The organism is Nonomuraea sp. NPDC001684, assembly GCF_053596515.1.
This window is the reverse complement of record NZ_JBSFGJ010000005.1, coordinates 47,823-72,494: the sequence shown is the minus strand read 5'-3', so window position 1 is coordinate 72,494 and position 24,672 is coordinate 47,823. Positions and strand designations below refer to the sequence as shown.

Here is a 24,672-nt window from a genome sequence, read left to right as displayed (position 1 = left end):
GCACCCGCGATCCCGAGCTGTGGCCCATGGTGGGCAAGACCGGCGCCGCCCGGCTGTGCGGAAGTGGCCCGAGGGGCGTTCGCGGAGGTAGAAACCCTCCTCGCCGTAGAGCGCGCGCTCGGTCGCGGCGCGCCAGGTGAGCCACATGAGGCTGACTATCTCATGACTCCGGCCATCAACACGCTAAGTCATTGATTGACTACACTTGGTCGCTACATTGCGCTAACGTTTACGTACTGTCACCGAGCGACTGCGTTTCGCCCATCCGCGGTAAGCGGCGAGCCGGTTCGCTCCACCAAAGCATTGCGGCCTCCACGGCCGCATACTGAGAGGAGCCCCCCGTGAAGAAGACTCTGGTCATGGCAGGTGCCATTGCCCTGCTGGCGCTGGCGGCCCCCGCGTACGCCGACGACGTCACCCACGGCAACAACGGCATCCTGAGCGGCAGCCCGATCCACCTCCCCATCACCGCCGTCGTGCCCGTCTGCGGCAACAACATCGGCATCCAGGCCGTGCCGATCAACGGCTGCCAGGGGAGCCCCAACACCGCGGTCTACAGCCGCTGAGGCAGGGAGAGCCCGGACCGCTCGCGCGCGGTCCGGGCTCTGATCCCGGCCGGTCAGTCGGCGGATGACCGGTCAGCGCACCTCCAAGAGGTCGCATCCAGGCGGGCGTCGGGTTGTCAGGACTCGGCGCCCGTCGTCGTGCGTGGACCCCTCTCCTCATCTCTTCCGACAGGGGGTGCACGATTCGTATGCCCCTGTCGCATTTGTCGTTAACTCAACGGGCGGTAAAGCGGCGGACATGCCTGACCGCGTTCGTCGGCCCGCGACATGTGCGCCGCCGTCCGCCGGTTACGCTGGTCGGCAGTGCCATCACGGTCGACAGGGGTGAGACGTCATGGACGCAGGTGATCGCCCGGCACGGCTGACCGTCGGCGTGCTCGGCGCGGGCAAGGTCGGCTCCGCGCTCGGCGCCGCGCTGGCGCAGGCGGGCCACCGGATCGTCGCCGCGAGCGGGGTCTCCGACAGGTCGCGGAGGTGGGCCGCCGACCGGCTCGGGGTCGAGCTGACGCGGCCCGACGAGGTGGTGGCCGCCGCCCAGCTCATCCTGCTGACCGTCCCCGACGACGCGCTGCCCGACCTCGTGGCCGGCCTGGCCCGTACGGGCGCCGACCTCCAGGGCAAGCTGCTCGTCCACACCAGCGGCGCGTACGGCCTGTCGGTGCTCGAACCCGCCGCCGGGGTGGGCGCGCTGCCGCTCGCGCTCCACCCGGTCATGACCTTCACCGGCCGCGACGACGACCTCAACAAGATCACCGGCATCTCCTTCGGCGTCACCGCGCCCGACCTGCTGCGGCCCGTCGCCGAGGCGCTGGTGATCGAGATGGGCGGCGAGCCGGTCTGGATCGCCGAGAGCGACCGCGCGCTCTACCACGCGGCCCTGGCCAACGCCGCCAACCACATGGTCACCCTCATCGCCGAGTCCGAGGAGCTGCTCGGGCGCATCGGCGTCGAGCACCCGGGCCGGATGCTGGGCCCGCTGCTCGGCGCGGCCCTCGACAACGTGCTGCGGCTGGGCATCGCCGGGCTGACCGGCCCGGTCGTCCGCGGCGACGCCGGCACCGTGCGCAAACACGTCGACGCGCTGATCCTGGCCGCCCCCGAGGCCGCCGACGCCTACATCGCGCTGGCCCGGCTCACCGCCGACCGGGCGCTGGCCGCGGGGCTGCTCAAACCGGAGGAGGCGGAGCGGCTGCTCGACGCGCTTGGGGGCAATATATGGACCTGACCGTCAGGTGTGGAGGGCAGCAATGGATCTGATCGTGGCCGGCAACCGGGACGACCTGGCGAAGGCGCGTGGCACGGGCAGCGTGGCGCTGGTCCCGACCATGGGCGCGCTGCACGAGGGCCACCGGTCGCTGATCAGGGCCGCCCGGGTGCGCGCCGACCAGGTCGTGGTCAGCATCTTCGTCAACCCGCTGCAATTCGGTCCTAACGAGGATTTTTCACGCTATCCCCGTACGTTCGACGCCGATCTCGACGTGTGCCGGGAGGAGAGCGTGCACGTCGTGTTCGCGCCCTCGCCCGAGGACATGTACCGCCCCGACCGGCAGGTGAGCGTCTGCGCGGGCGAGATGGGCACGATCGTCGAGGGCGCCTCCAGGCCGGGCCACTTCGACGGCGTGCTGACGGTGGTGCTCAAGCTGTTCAACCTGGTCCGCCCCGATGTGGCGATCTTCGGCCAGAAGGACGCCCAGCAGCTCGCCGTCATCCGCCGCATGGTGGCCGACCTCGACCTGGCCGTCGAGATCGTCGGCGCGCCCACCGTGCGCGAGCCCGACGGCCTGGCCCTGTCCAGCCGCAACCGTTACCTGTCGGCGCGCGACCGCACGGTCGCGCTGGCCCTGTCCCGCGCCCTGCGGGCGGGCGCGGCCGAGCTCACCGCCGGCGCGATCCGGTCCACCGCCCGCGCGGTGCTCGACGAGGCCGGGCCCGACCTCGACCTCGACTACCTGGCACTGGTCGATCCGGCCACGTTCAAGGAGGTCGACGACGCCTACGAGGGCTCGGCCGTGCTCGCCGTGGCGGCCCGGGTGGGCGGCACCCGGCTGATCGACAACGTCGTCCTGAGCCTTCGTCACTGATCCGTACGGTGCCCCCGGGGCATGTCCACGCTGCGGCAGGCGTTATCGTCATAGTGACGAAATCGCCTCAGTGAGGAGACCCCCATGAGTGCACCGGCGATTCCCCGGCGTCTGACGGCCCCCGAACCCGGCTGGACGGTCGAGGCGGACGTGGTCGTCGTCGGCTCCGGCGTCGCGGGCCTGACCGTGGCGCTGCGCCATGCCGAGCTGGATCCCGCGGCCAAGGTCCTGGTCGTCACCAAGGACGTGCTGTCCGCCGGGTCCACCAAGTGGGCCCAGGGGGGCATCGCCGCCGTGCTGGACCCGCGCGACACCCCCGACGAGCACCTGAGCGACACGTTGCTCGCCGGGGTCGGACTGTGCGACACCAAGGCCGTGCGAACCCTGGTGACCGAGGGGCCGGGCGCGCTGCGGCGGCTCATCGAGCGCGGCGCCCGGTTCGACCGCACCCCCGACGGCGAGCTCCAGCTCACCAGGGAAGGCGGTCACCGGCGCCACCGGATCGTGCACGCCGGCGGCGACGCCACCGGCGCCGAGGTGCAGCGGGCGCTGGTCGAGGCGGTGCGCGCCGGATCGATCGAGGTGATCGAGCACGCGCTCGTGCTCGACCTGCTCAAGGACGCCCGCGGCCGGGCCAGGGGAGTGACCCTGCACGTCATGGGCGAGGGCGCGCGGGACGGCGTCGGGGCGGTCCTGGCGCGGGCGGTGGTGCTGGCCACCGGCGGCATGGGCCAGGTCTACGCCGCGACCACCAACCCGGTCGTGTCCACCGGCGACGGCGTGGCGCTCGCGCTCAGGGCGGGGGCGGTCGTGCGCGACATCGAGTTCGTGCAGTTCCACCCGACCGTGTTGTGGCTGGGGGAGGGCTCGACCGGCCAGCAGCCGCTGATCTCCGAGGCGGTCAGGGGCGAGGGCGCCTTCCTCGTCGACCACGAGGGCAACCGGTTCATGCAGGGTGTGCACGAGCTGGCCGACCTGGCCCCGCGTGACGTCGTGGCCAAGGCGATCACCAGGGTCATGAGCGAGACCGGCCGCGACCACGTCTTCCTCGACGGCCGCCACTTCGGCAGGGACAAGTGGGAGAGCCGCTTCCCCACCATCTACGCCGTCTGCCGGGACCACGGCATCGACCCGGTCACCGAGCCGATCCCCGTCTCCCCGGCCGCCCACTACGCCAGCGGCGGCGTCCGCGCCGACCTGTCCGGGCGTACCTCCATCGAGGGTCTGTACGCCTGCGGCGAGGTGGCCTGCACCGGCGTCCACGGCGCCAACCGGCTGGCCTCGAACTCGCTCCTTGAGGGTCTGGTCTTCGCCGAGCGCATCGCCGAGGACATCCACCGGACGCGTCCCGAGCCGGGCGAGCCGGTCGCCGGGCGGGCCGCGACGGGCCTGGTGGACCCCAGGGCCAGGCCCAGGATCCAGGCGCACATGAGCGCCGGCGCCGGGGTGCTGCGCAGCCGCGCGTCGCTGCAGGCCACGTCGAAGGCGCTGCGCGACGCGCTCTGGACGCCGGTCGAGGTGCCCGCCTGCACCGAGTCGTGGGAGGCGAGCAACCTCCTCACCGTCGCCGCCGTCCTGACCGGCGTGGCGGCGGCCAGGCTGGAGACCCGCGGCTCCCACTGGCGCGAGGACCACGAGAGCCGGGACGACAATGAGTGGCTGGGCCACCTGGACGTGACCCTGACCGAGGAGGGCCTTCGCATGACGTACACCCCGCACGGCGAGGCGATGCCGCCGCGGCTGGCGCAGGAGCTGACCGCCGCCGGGCTCGACCCGGCCGAGGTCGACGCGCTGATCGACCGCGCGCTCGAAGAGGACCTGCAGGAGGCGGGCGACGTGACCAGCCTGGCCACGATCCCGGCCGAGCAGCGTTCGGCCGCCGACGTGGTGGCCCGCAAGGACGGCGTGGTGGCCGGGCTGGCCGTGGCCGAGGCGGTCTTCCTCCGGCTGGGCGCCGGCCGCGCCGAGCGGCGGGCCAAGGACGGCGAGCGGGTGGCGGCCGGCGACGTGCTGATGACGGTCGAGGGCCCGACGCGGGCCGTGCTGACCGCCGAGCGCACCGCGCTCAACCTGCTCACGCACCTGTCCGGGGTGGCCACGCTGACCGCCAGGTGGGTGGCCGCGATCGAGGGCACGCGGGCGCGGGTGCGCGACAGCCGCAAGACCCTGCCGGGTCTGCGGTCCCTGGAGAAGTACGCCGTGCGCTGCGGCGGCGGCGTCAACCACCGCATGTCGCTGTCGGACGCGGCCCTGATCAAGGACAACCACGTGGTGGCGGCCGGCGGCGTGGCCGAGGCGTACCGCGCGGTTCGGGAGCGCTTTCCCGAGGTGCCGATCGAGGTCGAGATCGACCGGCTCGACCAGCTGGAGCCCCTGCTGGACGAGGGCGCCGAGGAGATTCTGCTGGACAACTTCACGGTCGAGGACACCGTACATGCCGTACAAATCGTGAAAAGTCGGGCGAAAAACAGGGTTGCGCTTGAAGCGAGTGGGGGATTGACCTTGGAATCGGCTCGTGATGTGGCTGAAACTGGCGTTGACTACCTTGCGGTGGGAGCGCTTACCCACTCGGCGCCGGCCCTGGACATCGCACTGGATTTGCGGGGGTAATTGATGCTGCTCACGATCGACGTCGGCAACACGCACACGGTGCTGGGGCTGTTCGAGGGCGAGGACGTCATCGAGCACTGGAGGCTGGCCACCGACGCCCGCCGCACCGCCGACGAGATCGCCGTCGTGCTCCAGGGGCTGCTGGCCCAGTCACCCCTGCTCAAGGGCGCCGACATCAGCGGCATCGCCATCTGCTCGACCGTGCCGAGCGTGCTCAACGAGATGCGGGAGATGTGCCGCCGCTACTACGGCGACGTCACCGCCGTGATCGTGGAGCCCGGCGTGCGCACGGGCGTGCCGGTGCGCATGGACAACCCCAAAGAGGTGGGCAGCGACCGCATCGTGAACGCCCTGGCCGCCATCGACCAGTACGGCGGCCCGTGCATCATCGTCGACTTCGGCACCGCCACCTCCTTCGACGCGGTGTCGGCCAAGGGCGAGTACGTCGGGGCGGTCACCGCCCCCGGCATCGAGATCTCGGTCGACGCCCTGGCCGCCGCCGGCGCCCAATTGCACAAGGTCGAGCTGGTCAGGCCGCGCTCGGTGATCGCCAAGAACACGGTCGAGGCGCTGCAGGCCGGCATCATCTACGGCTTCGCCGGCCAGGTCGACGGCATCGTCGAGCGCATGGCCGCCGAGCTGGCCGACGACCCCGACGAGGTGACCGTCGTGGCGACCGGCGGCCACGCGGCGCTGGTGGTCGGCGAGTCGCGCTCGATCGACGTGCACGAGCCGTGGCTGACCCTCATCGGCTTGCGCCTGATTTATCACCGCAATACCGCTTAGAACGTGACAAGCGGCCCCCGCTCGGGACGGGGGCCGCCTGTCGGTCGTGGTGGCGCCGGCGAGGGTCACTCGTTCTCGGCGCTGTAGAGCTCGCTCCAGGGGCCGCACTTGGTGGCGAAGACGCCCTGCTCGGGAACCTGGCAGACCTTGGCCCGCAGAGTGAAGACGTCGTTCTCCTCGAAGTGGAACTTCTTGTAGCCGGGGAAGCCGCAGTACTTCTTGGCGTAGACCGTGGACCAGTCGCCGTCGGAGTCCTCGGCCTGGAACTTCACGTACGCGCACTTGCCGCCCTCGTCGTAGTCGCGGTCGTCCAGGTCGTACAGCCGGCCGGTGACGTGGACCTCGTTGGAGTCCTCCTCGTCCCACTCGACGCTGACGTGACCCTGGGCCTTGGCCAGGTGCTGCTTGGCGTACACCGGGCCCCAGTAGTCGGAGTAGTCGTCGAAGTCGGCGGTGGTGGCGCTGGCGGCCGAAGGAAGCGACAGGGCCACGGCGCTGGTGGCGGCGATGGCGAGGATGCCCGTCGCGATCTTCTTCATCATGATCTCTCCCGGAGCTCCCCTCGGGCCGGCTCCTTGCCGGCTCCCCCCGGAGCTCGTGAGTCATTGGTACAAAAGGGTCCTTGCAGCGCCCCTGCAGGGAACCGTCACGAGCGCTTGCAGTTCGCCGTATCCCCTACGCTTTGTTGTTGTGAGCGAGGAACTTCCAGAGCAGATGCGCATCCGGAGGGAAAAGCTCGACCGCCTCCGCAGCGAGGGCGTCGACCCTTACCCGGTGAACTTCCCACGCACGGCGACCAACGCCGAGGTCAAGGAGAAACACCAGGGCCTGGAGCCCGACACCGCCACCGGTGAGACGGTGGGGGTCGCGGGCCGCGTCATGCTCAACCGCGTGGGCGGCAAGCTCTGCTTCGCCACACTCCGCGACGGCGGCGCCGACCTGCAGGTCATGATCTCGCTCGACAAGGTCGGCGAGGAGTCGCTGGCGGCCTGGAAGCGCGACGTCGACCTGGGCGACCACGTCGGCGTGACCGGCGAGGTCATCACCTCGCGCCGCGGCGAGCTGTCGATCCTCGCCGACAGCTGGCAGATCACCGCCAAGTGCCTGCGCCCGCTGCCGGAGAAGCACGTCGGCCTCACCGACCCCGAGGCGCGGGTGCGCCAGCGCTACGTCGACCTCATCGTCAACGACGAGGCCAGGAAGATGGCGCGGGTGCGCAGCGCGACCGTGCGCGCGGTGCGCGACTTCTGGCACGAGGAGGGCTACCTCGAGGTCGAGACCCCGATGTTGCAGCCCATCCACGGCGGCGCGACGGCCCGGCCGTTCAAGACCCACATCAACGCCTACGACATGGAGCTCTACCTCCGCATCGCGATCGAGCTCTACCTCAAGCGGCTGGTGGTCGGCGGCGTCGAGAAGGTCTTCGAGATCAACCGCAACTTCCGCAACGAGGGCGCCGACTCCACGCACAACCCCGAGTTCACCATGCTCGAGGCCTACGGCACCTACCTCGACTACAACGACATCGCCGACCTGACGCAGCGCATGTACCAGAAGGCCGTCGTGGCCGCCCTGGACACCACCGTGGTCGTGCACGACGGCGTCGAGATCGACCTCGGCCTGGAGAAGTGGCCGCGGGTCCGGCTCTACGACCTGGTGTCCGACGCCGTGGGCGAGGAGATCACCACCGAGACCACCCTTGAGGAGCTGCGGAAGATCGCCGATCGCCGCGAGGTCCACTGGGACGCCAAGTGGGGGTCGGGCAAGCTGGTCCAGGAGCTGTTCGAGGCGCTGGTCGAGCACACGCTCGTGCAGCCGACGTTCGTCATGGACTACCCGCTGGAGACCTCGCCGCTGGCCCGTCTCCACCGCGACAACCCGCTGCTGACCGAGAAGTGGGACCTGATCGGGTTCGGCACCGAGCTCGGCACCGGCTACTCCGAGCTCAACGACCCGATCGACCAGCGCCACCGGCTGGTGGAGCAGTCGCTGCTGGCCGCGGGCGGCGACCTTGAGGCGATGCAGCTCGACGAGGACTTCCTGCAGGCCCTTGAGTACGCGATGCCGCCCACGGGTGGCATGGGCGCCGGCATCGACCGGATGATCATGGCCTTCACCGGCAAGAACATCCGCGAGACCATCCTGTTCCCGCTGGTCAAGCCCACCCACTGAGCCGCCGTCCGGCGCCCCGCGCAGGTGCGGGGCGCTGGTCCGGACGGTCAGGGCACCAGCACCAGCCGTCCGCGCAGGCCGCCCTCCGCCAGGCGGGCGTGGGCGTCGGCGGCCTTCTCCAGCGGGTACGTCCCGGCCACCCGTAGCGTCAGCCGTCCGGCCTCGACCAGGCGCACCAGCTCGGCGAGCTGCCGGGCGTCCGAGCGGAACAGCACGGTGGCCACGTCCGTGCCGCGCAGCGCCACCGGCGCGACCCCCGACGCGAGCGCCACGAACGCTCCGCCGTCCCGAACGGCGTCGAGCGCGGGCAGGCCGAGCACGGCCGCGTCCACCACGGCGTCCACACCGCCGGGCACCTGCGCCCGTACGGCCTCGGCCAGGTCCTCCTCGCGCGGGACGAACCATTCCGCTCCGAAGCCGCGTACCAGCTCCTCGTCCGCGGAGCCGGCGGCGGCCACCACCCTGACGCCGCGCACGGCGGCCAGCTCCACCAGGTAGCCTCCGACGGCCCCCGCCGCCCCCGTGACCAGCAGCGTGCCGCCCGGCCCTACGCCGGTCCGGTCGAGCGCCTGCCAGGCGGTGAGCCCGTTCAGCGGCAGCGTGGCCGCGTGGACGGGGCTCACGCCGCGCGGGGCGCGGGCCACCGCCGGGGCGTCCAGCACGACGTACTCGGCCTGCGCCTTGTACGGCAGCTCCAGCCGTGCGCAGAGCCCCACGACCTCCTCTCCCACGCTGAAGGAGGCCCCCGGGCCCACCTGGTCCACGGTCCCCGCGGCGTCGAAGCCGATCCCGTACGAGTCGAGCTTCCTGGCCAGCCCGTACGAGGCCAGGGCCCCGGACGCCACGGCCAGGTCGAAGGGGTTGACCCCGGCCGCGGCCACCTTGATCCGCACCTGGCCGGGCCCCGCCGTCGGCAGCGGCGCGGACACCAGCCGGGGAGCGCCGGAGCCGCCGATGAGTGCACGCATGTTCGTCATGCCGCGACCCTAGGAAGAGTTACTCTCTTTCAGTAAGTAGGCACCTGGAAGTGCGTAACCCACGGCGAGGAGTGAGACGGTGGCGACCACGACGGCGGCGCAGCGGCGTGACCAGGCGAGACTCGCCTTCGACGCCTACTTCGCCGAATGCCCTTCCCGTAAGCTGCTCGACCGGCTCAGCGACAAATGGGTCACGCTGGTGCTCAGCTCGCTGGCCTCCGGCGAGCGTCGCTACAGCGACCTGGCCCGGCACATCGCGGGGGTCAGCCAGAAGATGCTCACCCAGACCCTGCGCGGCCTGGAGCGCGACGGCCTGGTGGCGCGCCGGATCACGCCGCAGGTGCCGGTGCGCGTCGACTACGCGCTCACCCCGCTGGGCCAGAGCCTGATGCCGCTGGTCACCGCCATCAAGGCGTGGGCCGAGGAGCACATCGAGGACGTCGAGGCCGCCAGGGAACGCTACGACGCTACCGCCTGAGCCGCACCGGCAGCCGGGCCAGCCCGCGCAGCACCACGTTCTCCTTGTACGGCGGCTCCGGATCGGCGGCCTCCATCTTCGGCGCCGCCGCGGCCAGCGCCGACAGCGCGATCTCGCCCTCCATCCTGGCCAGCGTCGCGCCCAGGCAGAAGTGCAGGCCGAGCCCGAAGGCCAGGTGGCGGCCGGGCTCGCGGCCGGGGTCGAACCGGTCGGGATCGGCGAACGCGGCGGGATCGCGATTGGCCGCGCCGATCGGCACGAGCACGGCCGAGCCCGCGGGCACCGGCGTCCCGCCCAGTTCCCGGTCCTCCAGCGCGATCCTGGAGGTGAGCTGGACCGGCGGATCGAAGCGCAGCACCTCCTCCACGACCTCCCTCGGGCGCTCGGCGGCGCGGTGCAGCAGGTCGTGCCGCAGCAGGTTCAGCACGCCGTTCGCGATGAGGTTGACGGTGGTCTCGTGGCCGGCCACGAGCAGCAGCACACAGGTCGCCAGCAACTCGGCCTCGGTGAGCTCCTCGACGTGTGCGAGTGCGCTCAGGAGGTCCTCGCCGGGACGCTCGCGCCGCCGTGCGATCAGGTGGCGGAAGTAGTCGCGGAACTCGTTCCTGGAACGCTCCGTTTCCGACATGAGGGCGTCTGTCAGCATCGGGTCAAGTCCGCGGGCAAGGGCCTCGCTCCATCCGCGGAAGCGGTCGTGGTCCTCCGGCGGCACCCCGAGCATCTCGCTGATCACCATCACCGGCAGCGGGTACGCGAAGCCGGAAATCAGCTCCGCCTCCTCCGGCAGCCGCCCGATCAGGTCGGCGGTGATCGCCTCGATCCGCGGCCTGAGGCGGGCCACCATGCGCGGCGTGAACGCGCGGCTGACCAGAGCACGCAACCGGGTGTGATCGGGGGGATCCATGAGCAGGAATGACCTGCCGGGCTGACCTGCCTCTTCCTGCGCGGGCGGGGACGTTCCGTGACCGAACCCGGGGTCGCGCAGCACGGCCGCGCACAACTCGTACGTGGTCGCGACGAGCAGCCCGCCGCGCGTTCTGAAGATCGGCCCGGCGGCTCGCAGCTCGCGATATCGGACGTACGGATCGCGCACAAATTGCGGATCCGAGGGATCAAAACCCAGCACGTCGGTGGCGCTCATCGGAGGTGGAACCGGGCCGCCGAATTGATCATTTGGACCGTTCATAGCGGACCACGGCGTGCCAACATATGCGGAGTACGTCACATATAAGTGATCATGTCAATAGCACTGGTCAAGGGCGCCGATTGTGGCGCTTGACGACCTTTCCGCGATGCGTTTACCTTCACCGAGACGAGCGGCTTTGCTTCGCCTGAAAGGTCCGAGTTCTGCTGTTTGGGGGAGGGCTCCCGGTGGATGTGCTCACAGAAGGCGTTGAGCTGAGCCACGCGGATTTGGCGTTACTGGCCGAGCTGGCCAGGGGAGTGACGGTCGATCGGGTCGGCAGGCGGCTGGATATCAGCGGACGGACCGTACGGCGCAGGCTGAGGGGCATCTGCGACCGCATCGGCGTGGCCACGGCGATCGAGGCCGTGGCATGGGCGGCGCGCCGTCAGCTCATCTAGCGGCGCTCATCAGGTGGCGCTCATCATCCAGTGACGCCGGGCGAACCGGCGCTGGGCGAAGCGGCGCGCGGATCAGTCCGCGATGCGCACGCCGCCGGCGAACGGCCGCCCGCCGATCGGGGCGACCCGCACGACGTCACCCGTCCGCGGAGCGTGGACCATCATGCCGCCGCCGATGTAGATGCCGACGTGGTGCAGGTCGCTGTAGAAGAACACCAGGTCGCCGGGGCGCAGCTGGTCGCGGCTGACCTGCCTGCCGGCCGTCCACTGGTCGCCGGTGTAGTGGGGGAGCGAGATGCCCACGCGCTGGTAGGCGGCCATCACCAGCCCGGAGCAGTCGTAGGAGCGCGGCCCTTCGGCGCCCCACACGTACGGCTTGAGCTGCTGGGTGAGGGCCCACTTGACGGCCTGGGCGGCCTTGCCGTCGCCGATGACCGGCAGGTTGACGCGCACGGCCCGGGTGCCGGGACGGCCGGCCTCGCCGACGGCCCGCCGGTAGAGGTTGCTCTCGACCTTGGTGACCAGCTTGGTGATCTTCGAGCGCCTGCTCTCCAGGTCGGTGACGAGCTTCTGGACCTCGGCGATGCGGGTCTTGGCGCCGGCCCTGGCCCGCTCGGCGGCCTCCATGGCCCTGGCGAGCTGGTTGACCTCCTCGCCCTGCTGCTGTTCGAGCGCGTACGTGGTCGCGGCTCGGTCGAGGAAGGTCTCGGGGTCGCCGGACTGGGCGAAGGCCAGGGCCTTGTCCAGGCCGCCGGTGATGTAGGCGTTCTGGGCGAGCAGCGAGGCCCTGGCGCGCTTGGCGGCCAGATCGGACTCGCTGGTGGCCAGGATCTTCTGGGCGGAGTCGTTGGCCTTCTGGGCGGCCTTCAGCCGTTCGCGCTGCTCGTTGTACTGCTCGGCCAGCGTCTCGATCTCTTCGTGCAGCTTCTCCACCTGGTCGGAGAGCTCCGAGAGCGACGGCTTCGGGTCGGCGGCGGCGGAGCCGACGGGGACGGCGAACAGCATCGCGGCGACGGTGACGCCGATGACGCCGAGGCGGCGTGCGCGCCTGGCCTGCTCCTGGGGGCGGGCGTGCCTGCCCCCGGACTTCCCCGAGCGGTCGAACGTCCGCTTCACCAACCGAGCTCCTCTCATCGACGCCGGCCGGGTTAGCTGACGGGTTCGGGCCGGAGCAGCCCTACCGAGATGGTCGGATTCACCCCAAGTGGCGGCGCCAGGTGCTCGCCGCCGTTGGTTCCCCGGCTTCCCTTGCGGGAATTGGGCGTGTCTTTCCGCGCGCATTACGCGGAGAACATCGTCGCTGGACACTAATGCACTCCGGGTTCACGCTCAACCGGAACTGCCGAGTCTGTAGAGGTTTCACAACTGAAGGGTCACAAGGTGATCTCGTGGGTAGCCGTACGGAAGCAGGCTTCTGCACCTTTTGTCCAGCATTCGGGGTGCTGAGGTCTGGAGGAAAGCTCCAAGTCGGCCCGTGTTCACCTGACCACGGGATGTGATGAGATGCCCGAGACGTGGGATTTAGGGCCGAGCCGTAATGAGATCTGTACCCTGGAGAGCCATGGAGCAGGTGGCCGAAGTGGCAGTCCCCGAGACCGCGGTCGTGGTCAGGCGTGCGCGCACGCCCGACGTGCGTGCGATCAGGCGTCTCGTGGACACCTACGCGGGCGCGGGGCCGCGGCTCCTGGAGAAGGCCACGGTCACGCTGTACGAGGACGTCCAGGAGTTCTGGGTGGCCGAGCGGGGCGGGGAGGTCGTCGGCTGCGGCGCGCTCCACGTGCTCTGGGAGGACCTCGCCGAGGTCCGTACGGTGGCCGTCGATCCCGCGTGCCGGGGGCTGGGTGTGGGGCGGCGGATCGTCTCGGCACTCGTCCGGCAGGCGAAGGATCTGGGGCTGCGGCGTGTATTCTGTCTGACTTTTGAGGTCGACTTCTTCGCGAGGCACGGTTTCCGCCCCATCCAGGGCACACCGGTCTCACCCGAGGTCTACGCCGAGTTGCTGGCCTCGTACGACGAGGGTGTGGCGGAGTTCCTTGATCTGGAACACGTCAAACCGAACACCCTTGGCAACACCCGCATGCTGCTGCATCTGACATCGGGTGACGCGGACCTTGACCACTTGGAAAGGTGATTGTTGATACCTATGTCGATACGTTGGGCAGCACAGGCATGTGTCCTGACACGTGCCACATGCGCACTCGAAGCGAGGTGACACGGTGAGCACCGGACAGCCGCCGTACCCACAGGACGATTCCGGCGAGAACCCCGAGTACGGTCAGCACCACGGCCGTCGGCCCGGTGAGCCCGACCCGGACGTGACTGTGGTCGGCTACCGGGCGGACGATGCCTTCGGCCAGCCCCCATACGGTCAGCAGCAGCAACAGGGCTATGGCCAGCAACAGCAGTACGGCCAGCAACAGCAGCAGTACGGCCAGCAGCAGGGCTACGGCCAGCAGCCCCAGTACGGCCAGCAGGCCGCCCCGGGTCAGCAGGGCTACGGCCAGCAGCAGGGCTACGGCCAGCAGCCGCAGTCCTCCGGCCAGCAGTACACGCAGCCCGGCTACGGCCAGGAGGCCCAGTACGGCCAGCAGGCCGCCTCGGGTCAGCAGGGTTACGGCCAGCAGCCGCAGTCCTCCGGCCAGCAGTACACGCAGCCCGGCTACGGCCAGGAAGCCCAGTACGGCCAGCAGGGCTACGGCCAGCAGCCCGCCTCCGGCCAGCAGTACGCCCAGCCCGGCTACGGCCAGCAGGCCGCCTCCGGTCAGCAGGGCTACGGTCAGGAGGGCCAGTACGGCCAGCAGGCCGCCTCGGGCCAGCAGGGCTACGGCCAGCAGCAGGGCTACGGCCAGCAGCCGCAGTCCCTACCCGACTACAGCCAGCAGCAGGGCTACGGCCAGGACGCCCAGTACGGCCAGCAGGCCGCCTCGGGTCAGCAGGGTTACGGCCAGCAGCCGCAGTCCTCGGGCCAGCAGTACGCCCAGCCCGGCTACGGCCAGCAGGCCGCCGCGGGGCAGCAGGGTTACGGCCAGGAGGCCCAGTACGGCCAGCAGGGCTACGGCCAGCAGCCGCAGTCCGACTACGGGCAGCAGCAGAGCTACGGCCAGGACGCCCAGTACGGCCAGCAGGGCGGCTACGCCCAGCAGCAGTACGGCGACCAGCAACAGGGTTACGGCCAGCAGTACGGCGACCAGCAGCAGTACGGCCAGGCATACGGCCAGCAGCAGCAGTCGCAGCCCTACGGCCAGCCCGGCTACGGCCAGCCCTACGGTCAGCCCGTCGGCGTGCAGCCTCCGGGCGCTCCGGCCCCCCTGGCGGAGTGGTGGCAGCGTCTGGTCGCGAGGATCGTCGACGGCGTCATCCTCGGCGTCGTGAACTTCGTGGTCAGCCTCATCCTGGGCCTGCTCGCGGTCGGTTACGACTCGGCGACCGGCCTGACCTCCGGCGTCCTGTCCGCCTTCGTCATCGGCGTCCTGTCGGCGATCGTGACGACCGCCGTCTGGGTGTGCTACGAGTTCTTCCTGACGAAGATGAACGGCCAGACGGTCGGCAAGATGGTCATGGGGATCAAGGTCGTGCCCGTGGGCCAGGCCCTTCCTCCGGGCGGGCTCGCGTCCGACCTGGCGATCAAGCGCGCCGGCGTCACCTGGGGCGGCTACATCCTGAGCTGGATCCCGTTCCTCGGCCCGCTGCTCGCCTGGGCGTGCGTCGCGGTCAACGGCGCCTCGCAGCTGTGGGACAAGCCGCTGCAGCAGACGTTCGCGGACAAGTTCGCGGGCACGGTGGTCGTGAAGATCAAGTAATCCCGCGTCAGCGTAAAACAGGGGCCGGCTTCCCGCCGGCCTCTGTTTTGTGTGTGCGGGGCGTACCAAAATGGGGGGTACGACCGCCGACCGCGTGAGGTGGGATATGGCCGGGACACCGTCGTGGCCGGGCGCCGTGCCCGCGGAATGGTGGGAACGCCTCGCCGCCCGCTTCATTGAGGCGCTGGTCTTCGGGGTCTTCTATTACATTCTGTTCATCGCGCTGTGGGGCGCCTTCCGGACTGTCGGGATGGTCGAGGCGTTCGGCGGACGGCTCCCTGGGCTCTTGGCCTGGTTCCTGGGCGGCCTGTGTTATACGGCCTATGACTGGCGGGCCCATTGCCTGCGCCGGCGGACGTTCGGCCAGGCGATCATGAAGATTCGCCTGGCGCCGGACGACCTTCCGCGTGGCGCCCTGCTGAAACGGGCCCTGGTCTATCCCGGGCCTGTCATGCTGATGGGCATTCCGGTGGTCAATCTGCTGGCCGGAATGCTGCTGTTCGGCGTCGGGCTGCTCATCCTGATCGACAAGCCGTTGGAGCGCGGGCCGCATGACAGGCTGGCCGGAACGCGGGTGGTAAAAGATCTTCGTTGAGGCGTCCACACCTGGGAAGATGCCTTTTCGCAAAATTTTCCCTTGATCCGGTAAGGAGCCTGGAGAGACTGGCATTAGGCTATGGGACGTCCGGGTTGCCGGATGTCGGTGCCCCTGCTCCCTGAGGGCGACTGTGTGTGGCTATGGTCGGTTCCGGGTGAGTTGTCACCTAGGCGTCATGAGCGTCCGGCGTGCTCCCGCAGGTCCCGCAGGTCGCGCCGGGATGCGTATTTAGCGCCCCCGAAACCCTGCTAGCCCTGGAGGCGAGGACGAATGGAAGCCGTAACAGACGTATTGTCAGCGCTCATCCCCCCGGTCGTGGTCGGCGGCGCCTTCATCTTTGGCGCGGTGAAGTTGCTGCGATCGGAGGGCGCCGGACGACGGGCAAACCACCAGGATCAGGCCGAGAACCAGAACTGATCTGCCAGTCAGCCGAATCCCCGTAGCGCTGAATTGTCTCCGCGCCTTTCCGGGTATATGTTTGGGCGAGCGAATGAAACAATGCTCCGGGAAAGGATTGCGTAGATGGCCAAGCAGATCCAGGAGATTCTCATCGATGACCTCGATGGGGGCGAGGCCAATGAGACGGTCAGCTTCGCTATTGACGGCTCCTCCTATGAGATTGACCTCAGCGACGTTAACGCCAAGAAGCTGAGGGACGCACTCACGCCTTTCGTGCAGCACGCCCGCAGGGCAGGAGCCGTGTCCGCCCGTCGCCGTGGTCGCGGCGGCAACCGTGCGATGAGCCGCGAGAAGAGCTCGGAGATCCGGCAGTGGGCCAAGGCTCACGGCCTGCCGGTCAGCGAGCGCGGCAGGATCGCCTCCACCGTCGTGGAGAAGTACGAAGCGGCTCACTGAGCCTCGTCGAGAGAGCCATCTCCTGACCATGCGCTTATGCCGTTCGCCTAGGACCCCGGCGAGCGCCATAAGCGCATGATCGTTTTTGTGGGGAGTTCGTGAATCCCCGGACCACTTGTTGATCTTCTAATTCGCCCAAATGTGGGCGTATTGCTCGCTCGTGTCGCCGGACAAGGCGGCCGCGCGTGAGTGGAACGTGCCGGGCTTTGCGGCCGGCGTCCGTGTCAATTCCCGGGCGCCGCCGGGCTCGCCGCGTGTTCGCCGCCGTGTTCGCCGCACTGTTCGTCACCGTGTTCGTCACCCGCGGCCGGAACGGGCCAATGCCGTCACCCGCCGCAATGTTCCCCTTCCCGGCTCCCGCGGCGTACGCGCAAAGCGGTGACGCTCCGCCGCACAATCGGGCAGCCGGTGCTTCCGGAAGCGCCGTCGCGAGCCCTGTTCCGGTACCGGGTACTTCCGTCTTCTTGCGGCCTTGTGCGGGGTTCTCAGGGCTTGTCGGTGCTTGTTCGAGCCTCTCTTCGGGCCTCTCTTCAGGCTTCTCGGTGGGGCGGGCCATGGATGACCGGCAAAACGTCGGCCTGCGGCTGGTGGGGCACGATGGAAAACCGGCGGCCTCTCCCGTGTGCCGCGCATTGTCCCGTCGCGGGACCCTCGTGCGCACCGTCGACCGGTAACCCGGCTGACCCGATGGGGAATACGTGTGACGTGCGTTGCGTGCCGAGTTGTGCTCAGGGCGTAGCGCCCGCGCTTGGACGCGGTTTGGAGCAGCACATACGATGATTACGTAACAGATACGGGCGCGGGCATCGGAGATGCGTGGCCGGCGGGCACCCCAAGGCCGGCTTCGCCCCGGCGTCCGACGGCCGATCCGTGTTGGTCCGCCCTGGGCCGCGGGCGTCGAATTCCAGGCGCTTCCGGGAAGCGCCTAAACATCGTTCGCTTGCGGCGTATCGGGAACACGTCACCCCCGAACAGTAGTTGGATAGAGGGTGAACGCCCTGCTCTCGGGGAACGTCTCTGCTATAGAGCGTGTCAGCGGCAGTGGGCACGGTTCGCCGAGCCAGGGCTAGCATGCGGGATGACGGGACCGGATTTACCGGCCTGACTGACCGCTCTGTGAGGAGCGACGAGATGTTCGAGAGGTTCACCGACCGAGCGAGGCGTGTTGTCGTCTTGGCCCAAGAAGAGGCCAGGATGCTCAACCACAACTACATCGGCACTGAGCACATTCTTCTTGGTTTGATCCATGAAGGTGAGGGCGTAGCCGCCAAGGCTCTGGAGAGCCTCGGCATCAGCCTTGAGGGTGTGCGCCAGCAGGTCGAGGAGATCATCGGCCAGGGCCAGTCGGCTCCGTCGGGGCACATTCCGTTCACCCCGCGGGCCAAGAAGGTCCTCGAGCTGTCGCTCCGTGAGGCTTTGCAGCTGGGTCACAACTACATCGGCACCGAGCACATCCTGCTCGGGCTCATCCGCGAGGGTGAGGGTGTGGCCGCCCAGGTGCTGGTCAAGCTTGGAGCTGATCTCAACCGTGTCCGGCAGCAGGTCATCCAGTTGCTCCACGGTTACCAGGGCAAGGAGCCGGCCGCCGCGGGCGGTCCCCAGGAGTCGGCGCCGTCCACGTCCCTGGTGCTCGACCAGTTCGGCCGCAACCTGACCCAGGCGGCCCGTGAGGGCAAGCTCGACCCGGTCATCGGCCGTGAGAAGGAGATCGAGCGGGTCATGCAGGTCCTCTCCCGGAGGACCAAGAACAACCCGGTGCTGATCGGCGAGCCCGGCGTCGGCAAGACCGCCGTCGTCGAGGGCCTGTCGCAGAAGATCGTCAGGGGCGAGGTGCCCGAGACGCTGAAGGACAAGCAGCTCTACACGCTTGACCTCGGCGCCCTGGTCGCCGGCTCCCGCTACCGCGGTGACTTCGAAGAGCGCCTGAAGAAGGTGCTCAAGGAGATCCGCACGCGCGGCGACATCATCCTGTTCATCGACGAGCTGCACACGCTCGTCGGCGCGGGCGCCGCCGAGGGCGCGATCGACGCCGCCAGCATCCTCAAGCCGATGCTGGCCCGTGGCGAGCTGCAGACGATCGGCGCCACCACCCTCGACGAGTACCGCAAGTACCTCGAGAAGGACGCCGCGCTGGAGCGCCGCTTCCAGCCGATCCAGGTGGCCGAGCCCTCTCTCAGCCACACGATCGAGATCCTCAAGGGTCTGCGCGACCGCTACGAGGCCCACCACCGCGTCTCCATCACCGACGACGCCCTGGTGGCCGCCGCGCAGCTGGCCGACCGCTACATCAGCGACCGCTACCTGCCCGACAAGGCGATCGACCTCATCGACGAGGCCGGTTCCCGGATGCGCATCCGCCGGATGACCGCTCCGCCGGACCTGCGCGAGTACGACGAGAAGATCGCCAACGTCCGCCGCGACAAGGAGTCCGCGATCGACGCGCAGGACTTCGAGAAGGCCGCTGCGCTGCGCGACCAGGAGAAGCAGCTCCAGCTCAAGCGCGAGCGGCGGGAGAAGGAGTGGAAGGCCGGCGACATGGACGTCGTGGCCGAGGTCACCCAGGAGCTCATCGCCGAGGTCCTGGCGACCGCCACCGGCATCCCGGTCTTCAAGCTGACCGAGGAGGAGTCCCAGCGCCTGCTCCGCATGGAGGACGAGCTCCACAAGCGGATCATCGGCCAGGACGACGCCATCAAGGGTCTGTCGCGGTCCATCCGGCGTACCCGCGCCGGTCTGAAGGACCCGCGCCGTCCCGGTGGCTCGTTCATCTTCGCGGGCCCGTCCGGTGTCGGTAAGACCGAGCTGTCCAAGGCTCTGGCGGAGTTCCTCTTCGGCGACGAAGACGCTCTGATCAGCCTGGACATGTCGGAGTTCATGGAGAAGCACACCGTCTCCAGGCTGTTCGGCTCGCCTCCCGGCTACGTCGGCTACGAGGAGGGCGGTCAGCTCACCGAGAAGGTGCGGCGCAAGCCGTTCTCCGTGGTCCTGTTCGACGAGATCGAGAAGGCCCACCCCGACATCTTCAACTCGCTGCTGCAGATCCTGGAAGACGGTCGCCTGACCGACGCCCAGGGCCGCGTGGTCGACTTCAAGAACACGGTCATCATCATGACCACCAACCTCGGCACCCGTGACATCTCCAAGGGCATCGGGGTCGGGTTCGCGAAGTCCAACGACACCGAGTCCAACTACGAGCGGATGAAGGCGAAGGTCCAGGAGGAGCTCAAGCAGCACTTCCGGCCCGAGTTCCTCAACCGTGTCGACGACATCGTGGTCTTCCACCAGCTGACGCCGAACGAGATCATCAAGATCGTCGATCTGATGCTCGCCCAGGTCGACGCCAGGCTGAAGGACCGCGACATGGGTCTCGAGGTCTCGCCGGAGGCCAAGCAGCTGCTCGCCGACCGCGGTTACGACCCGGTCATGGGCGCCCGGCCGCTGCGCCGTACGATCCAGCGCGAGCTGGAGGACTCCCTGTCCGAGAAGATCCTCTACGGCGAGCTCCGTCCGGGGCAGGTCGTGAAGGTGACGATCGAGGGCGAAGGCGACAACGCCACGTTCGTCTTCAAGGGCGAGTCCGCCTCGACGGTCCCGGACTCGGCGGCGGCGATCGCCGCGCCGATCCAGCACTGACCGACCACCACCGAAAACCCCCGCCCCGGCGGGGGTTTTCGCGTTCCATCCCCCGACGCCCGACGCCCGACGCCCGACGCCCGACGCCCGACGCCCGACGCCCGGCCCCCGACGCCCGACCCCTGGCCCCCGGCGTCCGGCCCCCGGCCCCCGACGCCCGACCCCTGGCCCCCGGCGTCCGGCCCCCGGCCCCCGACGTCCGGCCCCCGGCGTCCGGCCCCCGGCGTCCCGGTCGACGGCCGATCCCCGATCCCCGATCCCCGATCGCCGTCCACTGACCGCCGGCCCCGACCGCCAGCCCCCGGCCCCCGGCTCCCGGCCCCCGGCGCCCGACGGCCGACCGCCGATCGTTGACCCCTGACCCCTGACCCCTGACCCCTGACCCCTGACCCCTGACCGCGGATCGCCGACCGCCGACCCGGCGCCCGGCGCCCGGCGCCCGGCCGCCGGCTAGCGACCAGCGACCGCCGATCGCCGGTCCCGACCACTGCCCCTCGTCCACTGACCGCCGATCGCCGGCCCTCGGTCCCCGGCCCTCGGCCCCCGATGGCCGACGCCCGGCGCCCGATCGCCGACTACCGACCAGCGACCGCCGATCACCGGCGCCCGACCACTGACCGTCGATCGCCGACGCCCGGCCCCGGTCTCCGACCGGGCGCAGCGCCGCACGTCTTCGGGGCGCCAGCATTCTGCGGCGTCCTTCTCTGGGCGCTGGTTCTCTGCGGCGCCGTTGTTGGCTCCGGTTTACGGCGGGCCCGGTGGGCCCCGGCGCTGTACGCGGCTGAGGGCCCTGCAACGGCGGGAACTGAGGCCGTACGTGGCTGGTTCCGGTGCGCGGCGCGTGTCCCTGGTTCGGGGCACGTTCGGACGTCGATGAGGGGGCTGGGTGGGTTGTTGCTTAATTGTTGGATGGGTGGGTACGCCGCCACCGGTAGTAGTACTACACTGCGTAGAGCATCGCCAAGTCTCATCCAAGTGATCCGCAAGAGCGTGTTCCTAGAGTCGGAGCTGCTCCCTGGGGAGTAGTAAGGAATCGACTCAGGGCGGACGCGTGCGTCACCCGGAAGCAGGCATGCTCACACAGGGTTCGCGCGTCTGAGGCGGGCGACGGGAACACTCAAGCAAGCCGTGGAGGAACCGATGCGCCTGCGTCACAACGACGGAACGCTCGTTCACCTCGCCTACAACGCAGGTATCCACCCTGCCGAGGACCTGGAGAACCTGATCGCGCACCTGACCCGCTACGCGGTGCCGGTGCGCAAGAGGCTGGGTGTGGAGCGGATGGGCATCGGGCTGTGGTTGTCGCCCGGCGTCGCCGACCACCTCACGGCCGACCGCATCGAGCTCGTACGGCTGCGCCGCTCCCTGGAGGAGCGCGGCCTGGAGGTCGTCAGCCTCAACGGCACCGGCGGACGCAACCAGGAGGTCCCCGGCCCCGACTGGGCCAAGCCCGAGCGCTACCGCTACACCATGGCGCTGGCCAAGATCCTGGCCTTCCTGCTGCCCGACGACGTACGGTTCGGCAGCATCTCGACGATCCCGATCGGCTGGCGCCGCGACTGGCCCGCCGACCTGCACGCCATCGCCACGCGCCGCCTGGAGCGGCTGGCCCGCGAGCTTCGCGGCATCTACAGCGTGACCGGGAAGACCATCAGGGTCGGCTTCGAGCCGTGGCCGGGGTGCGTCCTGGAGACGACCGAGCAGGCGCTGGAACGCGTGGGCGGCATCGACTCCGAGCACCTGGGCGTGTGCCTGGACGCCTGTCACCTCGCCTGCGGGGCCGAGGAGCCCGGCGCGGCGCTGAAGGGCCTGGCGGAGGCCGGTGCGCCCGTCGTCAAGCTGGGGCACGTGCACAACCACACGGGCGAGACGCCGAGCACCGGCGCGGTGCTGCACGACACGCTGACCGCGATGTTGTCCGGCGCGGTCAGCGGGAGCGCGCACATCGAGGTCGAGACGCACAACCTGTTCGTGCCGGGGCGCGCGAAGGGGCCGGGCGCGCTGGTGTCGCTGCTGGCCGAGGAACTGGCCTGGGCCCGTACGAACCTGACCAGCCTCGGCCTGCAGCTGGCCGCCTGATCAAGAGGCCGGGGCCGGTGGAGCCTGCGCGCCGGTTCCGGCTCGGCTGATCCACTCAGAGGCCGGCGCGCCGGTTCCGGCTCGGCCGATCCACTCAGAGGCCGGCGCGCCGGTTCCGGCTCGGCTGATCCACTCAGAGGCCGGCGAACCAGCCTGGCGTGTCCAGCCGCCACATGTTCGCCGGCGTCATCCTGCGCAGGTCCGACTCCAGGGCCCGCAGGCGGTCCTCGCCCAGCTCCGCGGCCCATCGGGCGCGCAGCTCGTCGAAGATGCGGGCCGAGCGGTCGAGCGCGTCGACGCCGCGGGGCGTGAGGCGCACGATCTTGCGCCGGGTGTCGAAGTCGTCCCTGGTGCGCTCGACGTAGCCGGCGCGTTCGAGGGTCTCGATCGTCTTGCCCGCGGCCTGCTTCGACACGCCCAGGGTACGGCCCAGGTCGACGGCGGTCGTGCCGCGCGTGCCGATCGCCTGCATGACGAACCCGTGGTTCGGACGGAGTTCCGGATGGCCCTGGCGGGCCAGCTCGGCGTGCAGCTCGTCGATGAGCGTGCGGAAGGCCAGCAGAAGTCGTAGAGGCAGTTCGAAGCCTGGGGTGTCGCTTGACAAGATAGACAACCTGGTTAACTATATAGACAACGTAGTTGCCTATCTTAAGGGGTCAGAGCGTGTCTGTCATTCGTGCCGCGGATTCCCGGCGTTCCGAGACGCAGAGCGGGGTCATGACCACCTTCGCCTCGCCGACGCAGGGCGGTGCCTCGTGCGCGCTCTGGCGGGTCGACGCGAAGCCGGGTGTGGCGGGGCCCCAGCACGACATCGACACCGAGCAGGTGTGGAGCTGGCTCGCGGGCGGTGCCACCGTCGAGCTGGGCGATGAACGGTTCGCGGTGGGCGCGGGTGACACCGTCGTCATGCCCGCTCATGTCCTGCGCAGGGTGGTGGCCGACGAGCACGCCGGCTTCACGGCCGTCGTCACCGCCGCCGGCGGCGCCAGGGCCCTCATGCCCGACGGCACCGACGTCGGCACGCCGCCGTGGATCGCGTGATCGTCATCAGGAACGGGCGCGGCGCGGGGCTGTGCCCAGCCGAGAAGAAGGAGTTCGTGTGATGCCTGTCGTCATGTCCGCCGACGCCCGTGAAGTCCGTACGCCCAACGCCTTGATGACCACGCTCGCCTCGCCCACCCAGGGCGGGGCCGGGCAGGTCATGTGGCGGGTGGACGCCAACCCCGGCATGGAGGGCCCGGTGCACGCCGCCGACCGCGAGCTGGTGTGGACCTGGCTGGCCGGCGGCGCGGTCGTCGAGCTGGGCGGCGAGCGGTTCGAGGTCGGGGCGGGCGACACCATGGTCCTGCCGGCCGACGTGAGCCGGCAGATGTTCGCCGACCCCGAGCACGGGTTCGTCTCGATCGTGGTCGCGCCGCCGGGCGTGGAGGTCTACAACCCCGGCGGCGAGTCCGCGCCCGACGCCTGCGACCTCGCCCCGAAGGGCACGGACCGCACCGTGCCCCCGTGGATGGCCTAGCGGGCGCTCAGGAGTGCGGCAGCCGGTACGTGCCGTCGTCGAGCACCTCGGCCAGGCCGTCGGCGACCAGGCCGTCGAGGGCGCGTTCGCGCTGGGTCGCGTCGTCCCACACCACGTCGAGGGCCGCCTTCGGCACCGGGCCGTGGGCCGCGCGGAGCACCGCGAGCAGGCGGCCGCGGCACTGGCGGTCGGTGCCGGCGTACGTCTGGCCCTTGCGGGCGGGACCGGTGTGGGGTGGTTTGCCGGCCAATCGCCACGCGCACAGGTCGGCGATCGGGCAGTCGGCGCAGCGCGGCGCGCGGGCCGTGCAGACCAGCGCGCCCAGCTCCATCACGGCCACGCCCCAGCGGGCCGCGCCCAGCTCCGGCAGCAGCGCCTCGGCCAGCCGCCGCTCGGCCGCCGAGGTGGCCGTGGGCGGGTACTCCTCGGCCCGTACGGCCCGCGCGAACACCCGCCGCACGTTGGTGTCCAGGACGGCGTGCCGGCCGCCGTACGCGAAGCTGGCGACCGCGGCGGCGGTGTACTCCCCGATGCCCGGCAGGGCCAGCAGCGTCGCGTGGTCGGCGGGCACCTCGCCGCCGTGCTCGTCGGCGATGGCGCGGGCGCAGGCGTGCAGGCGCAGCGCCCGGCGCGGATAACCGAGCCGGCCCCACTGCCGTACGGCCTCGCCCGGCGGCTCGGCGGCCAGCGACTTGGGCGTGGGCCAGCGGGCCATCCACTCCAGCCACACCGGCAGGACGCGGACGACCGGGGTCTGCTGCAGCATGATCTCGCTGACCAGCACTCCCCACGGGGTCGCGTCGTCGGCGCGCCAGGGGAGGTCTCGGGCGTTGTCCTCGTACCACTCCAGAACGGGGGCGTGCAGGAGGTTCGGCTCAACCACGCGGTCAAGCGTATTCGTAGACGGGCTCGTTCGGCGTGTCGTCACTGTTGG

General features: G+C 70.0%; 22 protein-coding genes and 1 riboswitch. Of the genes, 16 read left to right on the top strand and 6 right to left on the bottom strand.

Annotated features, from left to right (window positions below; genetic code table 11):
- Positions 1–341: 341 nt before the first annotated feature.
- From ACWCSD_RS02435 to ACWCSD_RS02415, 5 genes are all read left to right on the top strand, one after another.
- Positions 342–566 carry a chaplin family protein gene (locus ACWCSD_RS02435; protein ID WP_352358570.1) on the top strand — a complete coding sequence of 75 codons (225 nt, stop codon included), beginning with the start codon at positions 342–344 and terminating at the stop codon, positions 564–566.
- A gap of 334 nt (positions 567–900) precedes the next feature.
- Entirely contained in the window at positions 901–1,791 is an 891-nt protein-coding gene (locus ACWCSD_RS02430) for a Rossmann-like and DUF2520 domain-containing protein (RefSeq protein ID WP_352318630.1), read from the top strand.
- Positions 1,792–1,813: 22 nt separating this feature from the next.
- A complete protein-coding gene (gene panC, locus ACWCSD_RS02425; protein WP_449912561.1) occupies positions 1,814–2,647 on the top strand; it encodes a pantoate--beta-alanine ligase in 834 nt (277 codons plus the stop codon).
- An 84-nt stretch (positions 2,648–2,731) separates the two neighbouring features.
- On the top strand, positions 2,732–5,257 hold the full coding sequence (locus ACWCSD_RS02420) for an L-aspartate oxidase (RefSeq protein ID WP_449912559.1): 2,526 nt from the start codon (positions 2,732–2,734) through the stop codon (positions 5,255–5,257).
- Between the two features lie 3 nt (positions 5,258–5,260).
- Positions 5,261–6,043, top strand: a complete 783-nt coding sequence (locus ACWCSD_RS02415; protein WP_352318636.1) for a type III pantothenate kinase — start codon at positions 5,261–5,263, stop codon at positions 6,041–6,043.
- 65 nt (positions 6,044–6,108) lie between these two features.
- Here the strand turns inward: ACWCSD_RS02415 and ACWCSD_RS02410 are convergent, their stop codons facing one another.
- Complete coding sequence (locus ACWCSD_RS02410; protein ID WP_397155438.1) at positions 6,109–6,585, bottom strand: hypothetical protein; 477 nt, start codon at positions 6,583–6,585, stop codon at positions 6,109–6,111.
- Positions 6,586–6,733: 148 nt separating this feature from the next.
- Here ACWCSD_RS02410 and lysX point away from each other — a divergent pair, with 148 nt between their 5' ends.
- Positions 6,734–8,215 (top strand): bifunctional lysylphosphatidylglycerol synthetase/lysine--tRNA ligase LysX, encoded by a 1,482-nt coding sequence (gene lysX / locus ACWCSD_RS02405; RefSeq protein ID WP_352358581.1) that lies wholly within the window; start codon positions 6,734–6,736, stop codon positions 8,213–8,215.
- Between the two features lie 47 nt (positions 8,216–8,262).
- On the opposite strand, the gene ACWCSD_RS02400 is transcribed toward lysX, so the two are convergent.
- Positions 8,263–9,192 (bottom strand): NADP-dependent oxidoreductase, encoded by a 930-nt coding sequence (locus tag ACWCSD_RS02400; protein WP_449912556.1) that lies wholly within the window; start codon positions 9,190–9,192, stop codon positions 8,263–8,265.
- Positions 9,193–9,271: 79 nt separating this feature from the next.
- On the opposite strand from ACWCSD_RS02400, the gene ACWCSD_RS02395 reads away from it, so the two are divergent.
- Positions 9,272–9,670 carry a winged helix-turn-helix transcriptional regulator gene (locus tag ACWCSD_RS02395; RefSeq protein ID WP_387672192.1) on the top strand — a complete coding sequence of 133 codons (399 nt, stop codon included), beginning with the start codon at positions 9,272–9,274 and terminating at the stop codon, positions 9,668–9,670.
- Here the strand turns inward: ACWCSD_RS02395 and ACWCSD_RS02390 are convergent.
- Positions 9,660–10,763 carry a cytochrome P450 gene (locus ACWCSD_RS02390; protein WP_449912553.1) on the bottom strand — a complete coding sequence of 368 codons (1,104 nt, stop codon included), beginning with the start codon at positions 10,761–10,763 and terminating at the stop codon, positions 9,660–9,662. The two genes, ACWCSD_RS02395 and ACWCSD_RS02390, sit on opposite strands and share 11 nt — an antisense overlap.
- 278 nt (positions 10,764–11,041) lie before the next feature.
- Here ACWCSD_RS02390 and ACWCSD_RS02385 point away from each other — a divergent pair, with 278 nt between their 5' ends.
- A complete protein-coding gene (locus ACWCSD_RS02385; RefSeq protein WP_132597751.1) occupies positions 11,042–11,254 on the top strand; it encodes a helix-turn-helix domain-containing protein in 213 nt (70 codons plus the stop codon).
- A 72-nt stretch (positions 11,255–11,326) separates the two neighbouring features.
- On the opposite strand, the gene ACWCSD_RS02380 is transcribed toward ACWCSD_RS02385, so the two are convergent.
- Positions 11,327–12,370: a C40 family peptidase gene (locus ACWCSD_RS02380; RefSeq protein WP_397155444.1), complete on the bottom strand. Its 1,044-nt coding sequence runs from the start codon at positions 12,368–12,370 to the stop codon at positions 11,327–11,329.
- A 6-nt stretch (positions 12,371–12,376) separates the two neighbouring features.
- Positions 12,377–12,528: riboswitch (cyclic di-AMP (ydaO/yuaA leader) on the bottom strand.
- 287 nt (positions 12,529–12,815) lie between these two features.
- Here ACWCSD_RS02380 and ACWCSD_RS02375 point away from each other — a divergent pair.
- The 6 genes from ACWCSD_RS02375 to ACWCSD_RS02350 all read left to right on the top strand — a co-directional run bounded on the left by ACWCSD_RS02375 (position 12,816) and on the right by ACWCSD_RS02350 (position 22,219).
- The gene (locus ACWCSD_RS02375) at positions 12,816–13,385 is read left to right on the top strand and encodes an amino-acid N-acetyltransferase (RefSeq protein WP_358291588.1); all 570 of its coding nucleotides are present in this window, start codon (positions 12,816–12,818) and stop codon (positions 13,383–13,385) included.
- An 85-nt stretch (positions 13,386–13,470) separates the two neighbouring features.
- The gene (locus tag ACWCSD_RS02370; protein WP_449912550.1) at positions 13,471–15,054 is read left to right on the top strand and encodes an RDD family protein; all 1,584 of its coding nucleotides are present in this window, start codon (positions 13,471–13,473) and stop codon (positions 15,052–15,054) included.
- A 106-nt stretch (positions 15,055–15,160) separates the two neighbouring features.
- Positions 15,161–15,649: an RDD family protein gene (locus ACWCSD_RS02365; protein WP_397155449.1), complete on the top strand. Its 489-nt coding sequence runs from the start codon at positions 15,161–15,163 to the stop codon at positions 15,647–15,649.
- Between the two features lie 525 nt (positions 15,650–16,174).
- On the top strand, positions 16,175–16,507 hold the full coding sequence (locus ACWCSD_RS02360; RefSeq protein ID WP_125641669.1) for a histone-like nucleoid-structuring protein Lsr2: 333 nt from the start codon (positions 16,175–16,177) through the stop codon (positions 16,505–16,507).
- 1,131 nt (positions 16,508–17,638) lie between these two features.
- Positions 17,639–20,140 (top strand): ATP-dependent Clp protease ATP-binding subunit, encoded by a 2,502-nt coding sequence (locus ACWCSD_RS02355; protein WP_352358595.1) that lies wholly within the window; start codon positions 17,639–17,641, stop codon positions 20,138–20,140.
- A 1,140-nt stretch (positions 20,141–21,280) separates the two neighbouring features.
- Positions 21,281–22,219, top strand: a complete 939-nt coding sequence (locus ACWCSD_RS02350; protein ID WP_357702269.1) for a sugar phosphate isomerase/epimerase family protein — start codon at positions 21,281–21,283, stop codon at positions 22,217–22,219.
- Between the two features lie 133 nt (positions 22,220–22,352).
- On the opposite strand, the gene ACWCSD_RS02345 is transcribed toward ACWCSD_RS02350, so the two are convergent.
- A complete protein-coding gene (locus tag ACWCSD_RS02345; RefSeq protein WP_387671501.1) occupies positions 22,353–22,823 on the bottom strand; it encodes a MarR family winged helix-turn-helix transcriptional regulator in 471 nt (156 codons plus the stop codon).
- A 59-nt stretch (positions 22,824–22,882) separates the two neighbouring features.
- Here ACWCSD_RS02345 and ACWCSD_RS02340 point away from each other — a divergent pair, with 59 nt between their 5' ends.
- The gene (locus tag ACWCSD_RS02340) at positions 22,883–23,260 is read left to right on the top strand and encodes a cupin domain-containing protein (protein WP_449912544.1); all 378 of its coding nucleotides are present in this window, start codon (positions 22,883–22,885) and stop codon (positions 23,258–23,260) included.
- Positions 23,261–23,321: 61 nt separating this feature from the next.
- A complete protein-coding gene (locus ACWCSD_RS02335) occupies positions 23,322–23,738 on the top strand; it encodes a cupin domain-containing protein (RefSeq protein ID WP_387671497.1) in 417 nt (138 codons plus the stop codon).
- Between the two features lie 7 nt (positions 23,739–23,745).
- Here the strand turns inward: ACWCSD_RS02335 and ACWCSD_RS02330 are convergent, their stop codons facing one another.
- On the bottom strand, positions 23,746–24,621 hold the full coding sequence (locus ACWCSD_RS02330) for an A/G-specific adenine glycosylase (protein WP_449912542.1): 876 nt from the start codon (positions 24,619–24,621) through the stop codon (positions 23,746–23,748).
- Positions 24,622–24,672 lie beyond the last annotated feature (51 nt).

Coding starts and splice junctions, on each gene's coding strand:
- ACWCSD_RS02375 (WP_358291588.1), top strand. CDS start 12,816: ATGGAGCAGGTGGCCGAAGTGGCAGTCCCCGAGACCGCGGTCGTGGTC.
- ACWCSD_RS02430 (WP_352318630.1), top strand. CDS start 901: ATGGACGCAGGTGATCGCCCGGCACGGCTGACCGTCGGCGTGCTCGGC.
- ACWCSD_RS02360 (WP_125641669.1), top strand. CDS start 16,175: ATGGCCAAGCAGATCCAGGAGATTCTCATCGATGACCTCGATGGGGGC.
- ACWCSD_RS02355 (WP_352358595.1), top strand. CDS start 17,639: ATGTTCGAGAGGTTCACCGACCGAGCGAGGCGTGTTGTCGTCTTGGCC.
- ACWCSD_RS02400 (WP_449912556.1), bottom strand. CDS start 9,192: ATGACGAACATGCGTGCACTCATCGGCGGCTCCGGCGCTCCCCGGCTG.
- ACWCSD_RS02410 (WP_397155438.1), bottom strand. CDS start 6,585: ATGATGAAGAAGATCGCGACGGGCATCCTCGCCATCGCCGCCACCAGC.
- ACWCSD_RS02415 (WP_352318636.1), top strand. CDS start 5,261: ATGCTGCTCACGATCGACGTCGGCAACACGCACACGGTGCTGGGGCTG.
- ACWCSD_RS02350 (WP_357702269.1), top strand. CDS start 21,281: ATGCGCCTGCGTCACAACGACGGAACGCTCGTTCACCTCGCCTACAAC.
- ACWCSD_RS02365 (WP_397155449.1), top strand. CDS start 15,161: ATGGCCGGGACACCGTCGTGGCCGGGCGCCGTGCCCGCGGAATGGTGG.
- ACWCSD_RS02335 (WP_387671497.1), top strand. CDS start 23,322: ATGCCTGTCGTCATGTCCGCCGACGCCCGTGAAGTCCGTACGCCCAAC.
- panC (WP_449912561.1), top strand. CDS start 1,814: ATGGATCTGATCGTGGCCGGCAACCGGGACGACCTGGCGAAGGCGCGT.
- ACWCSD_RS02420 (WP_449912559.1), top strand. CDS start 2,732: ATGAGTGCACCGGCGATTCCCCGGCGTCTGACGGCCCCCGAACCCGGC.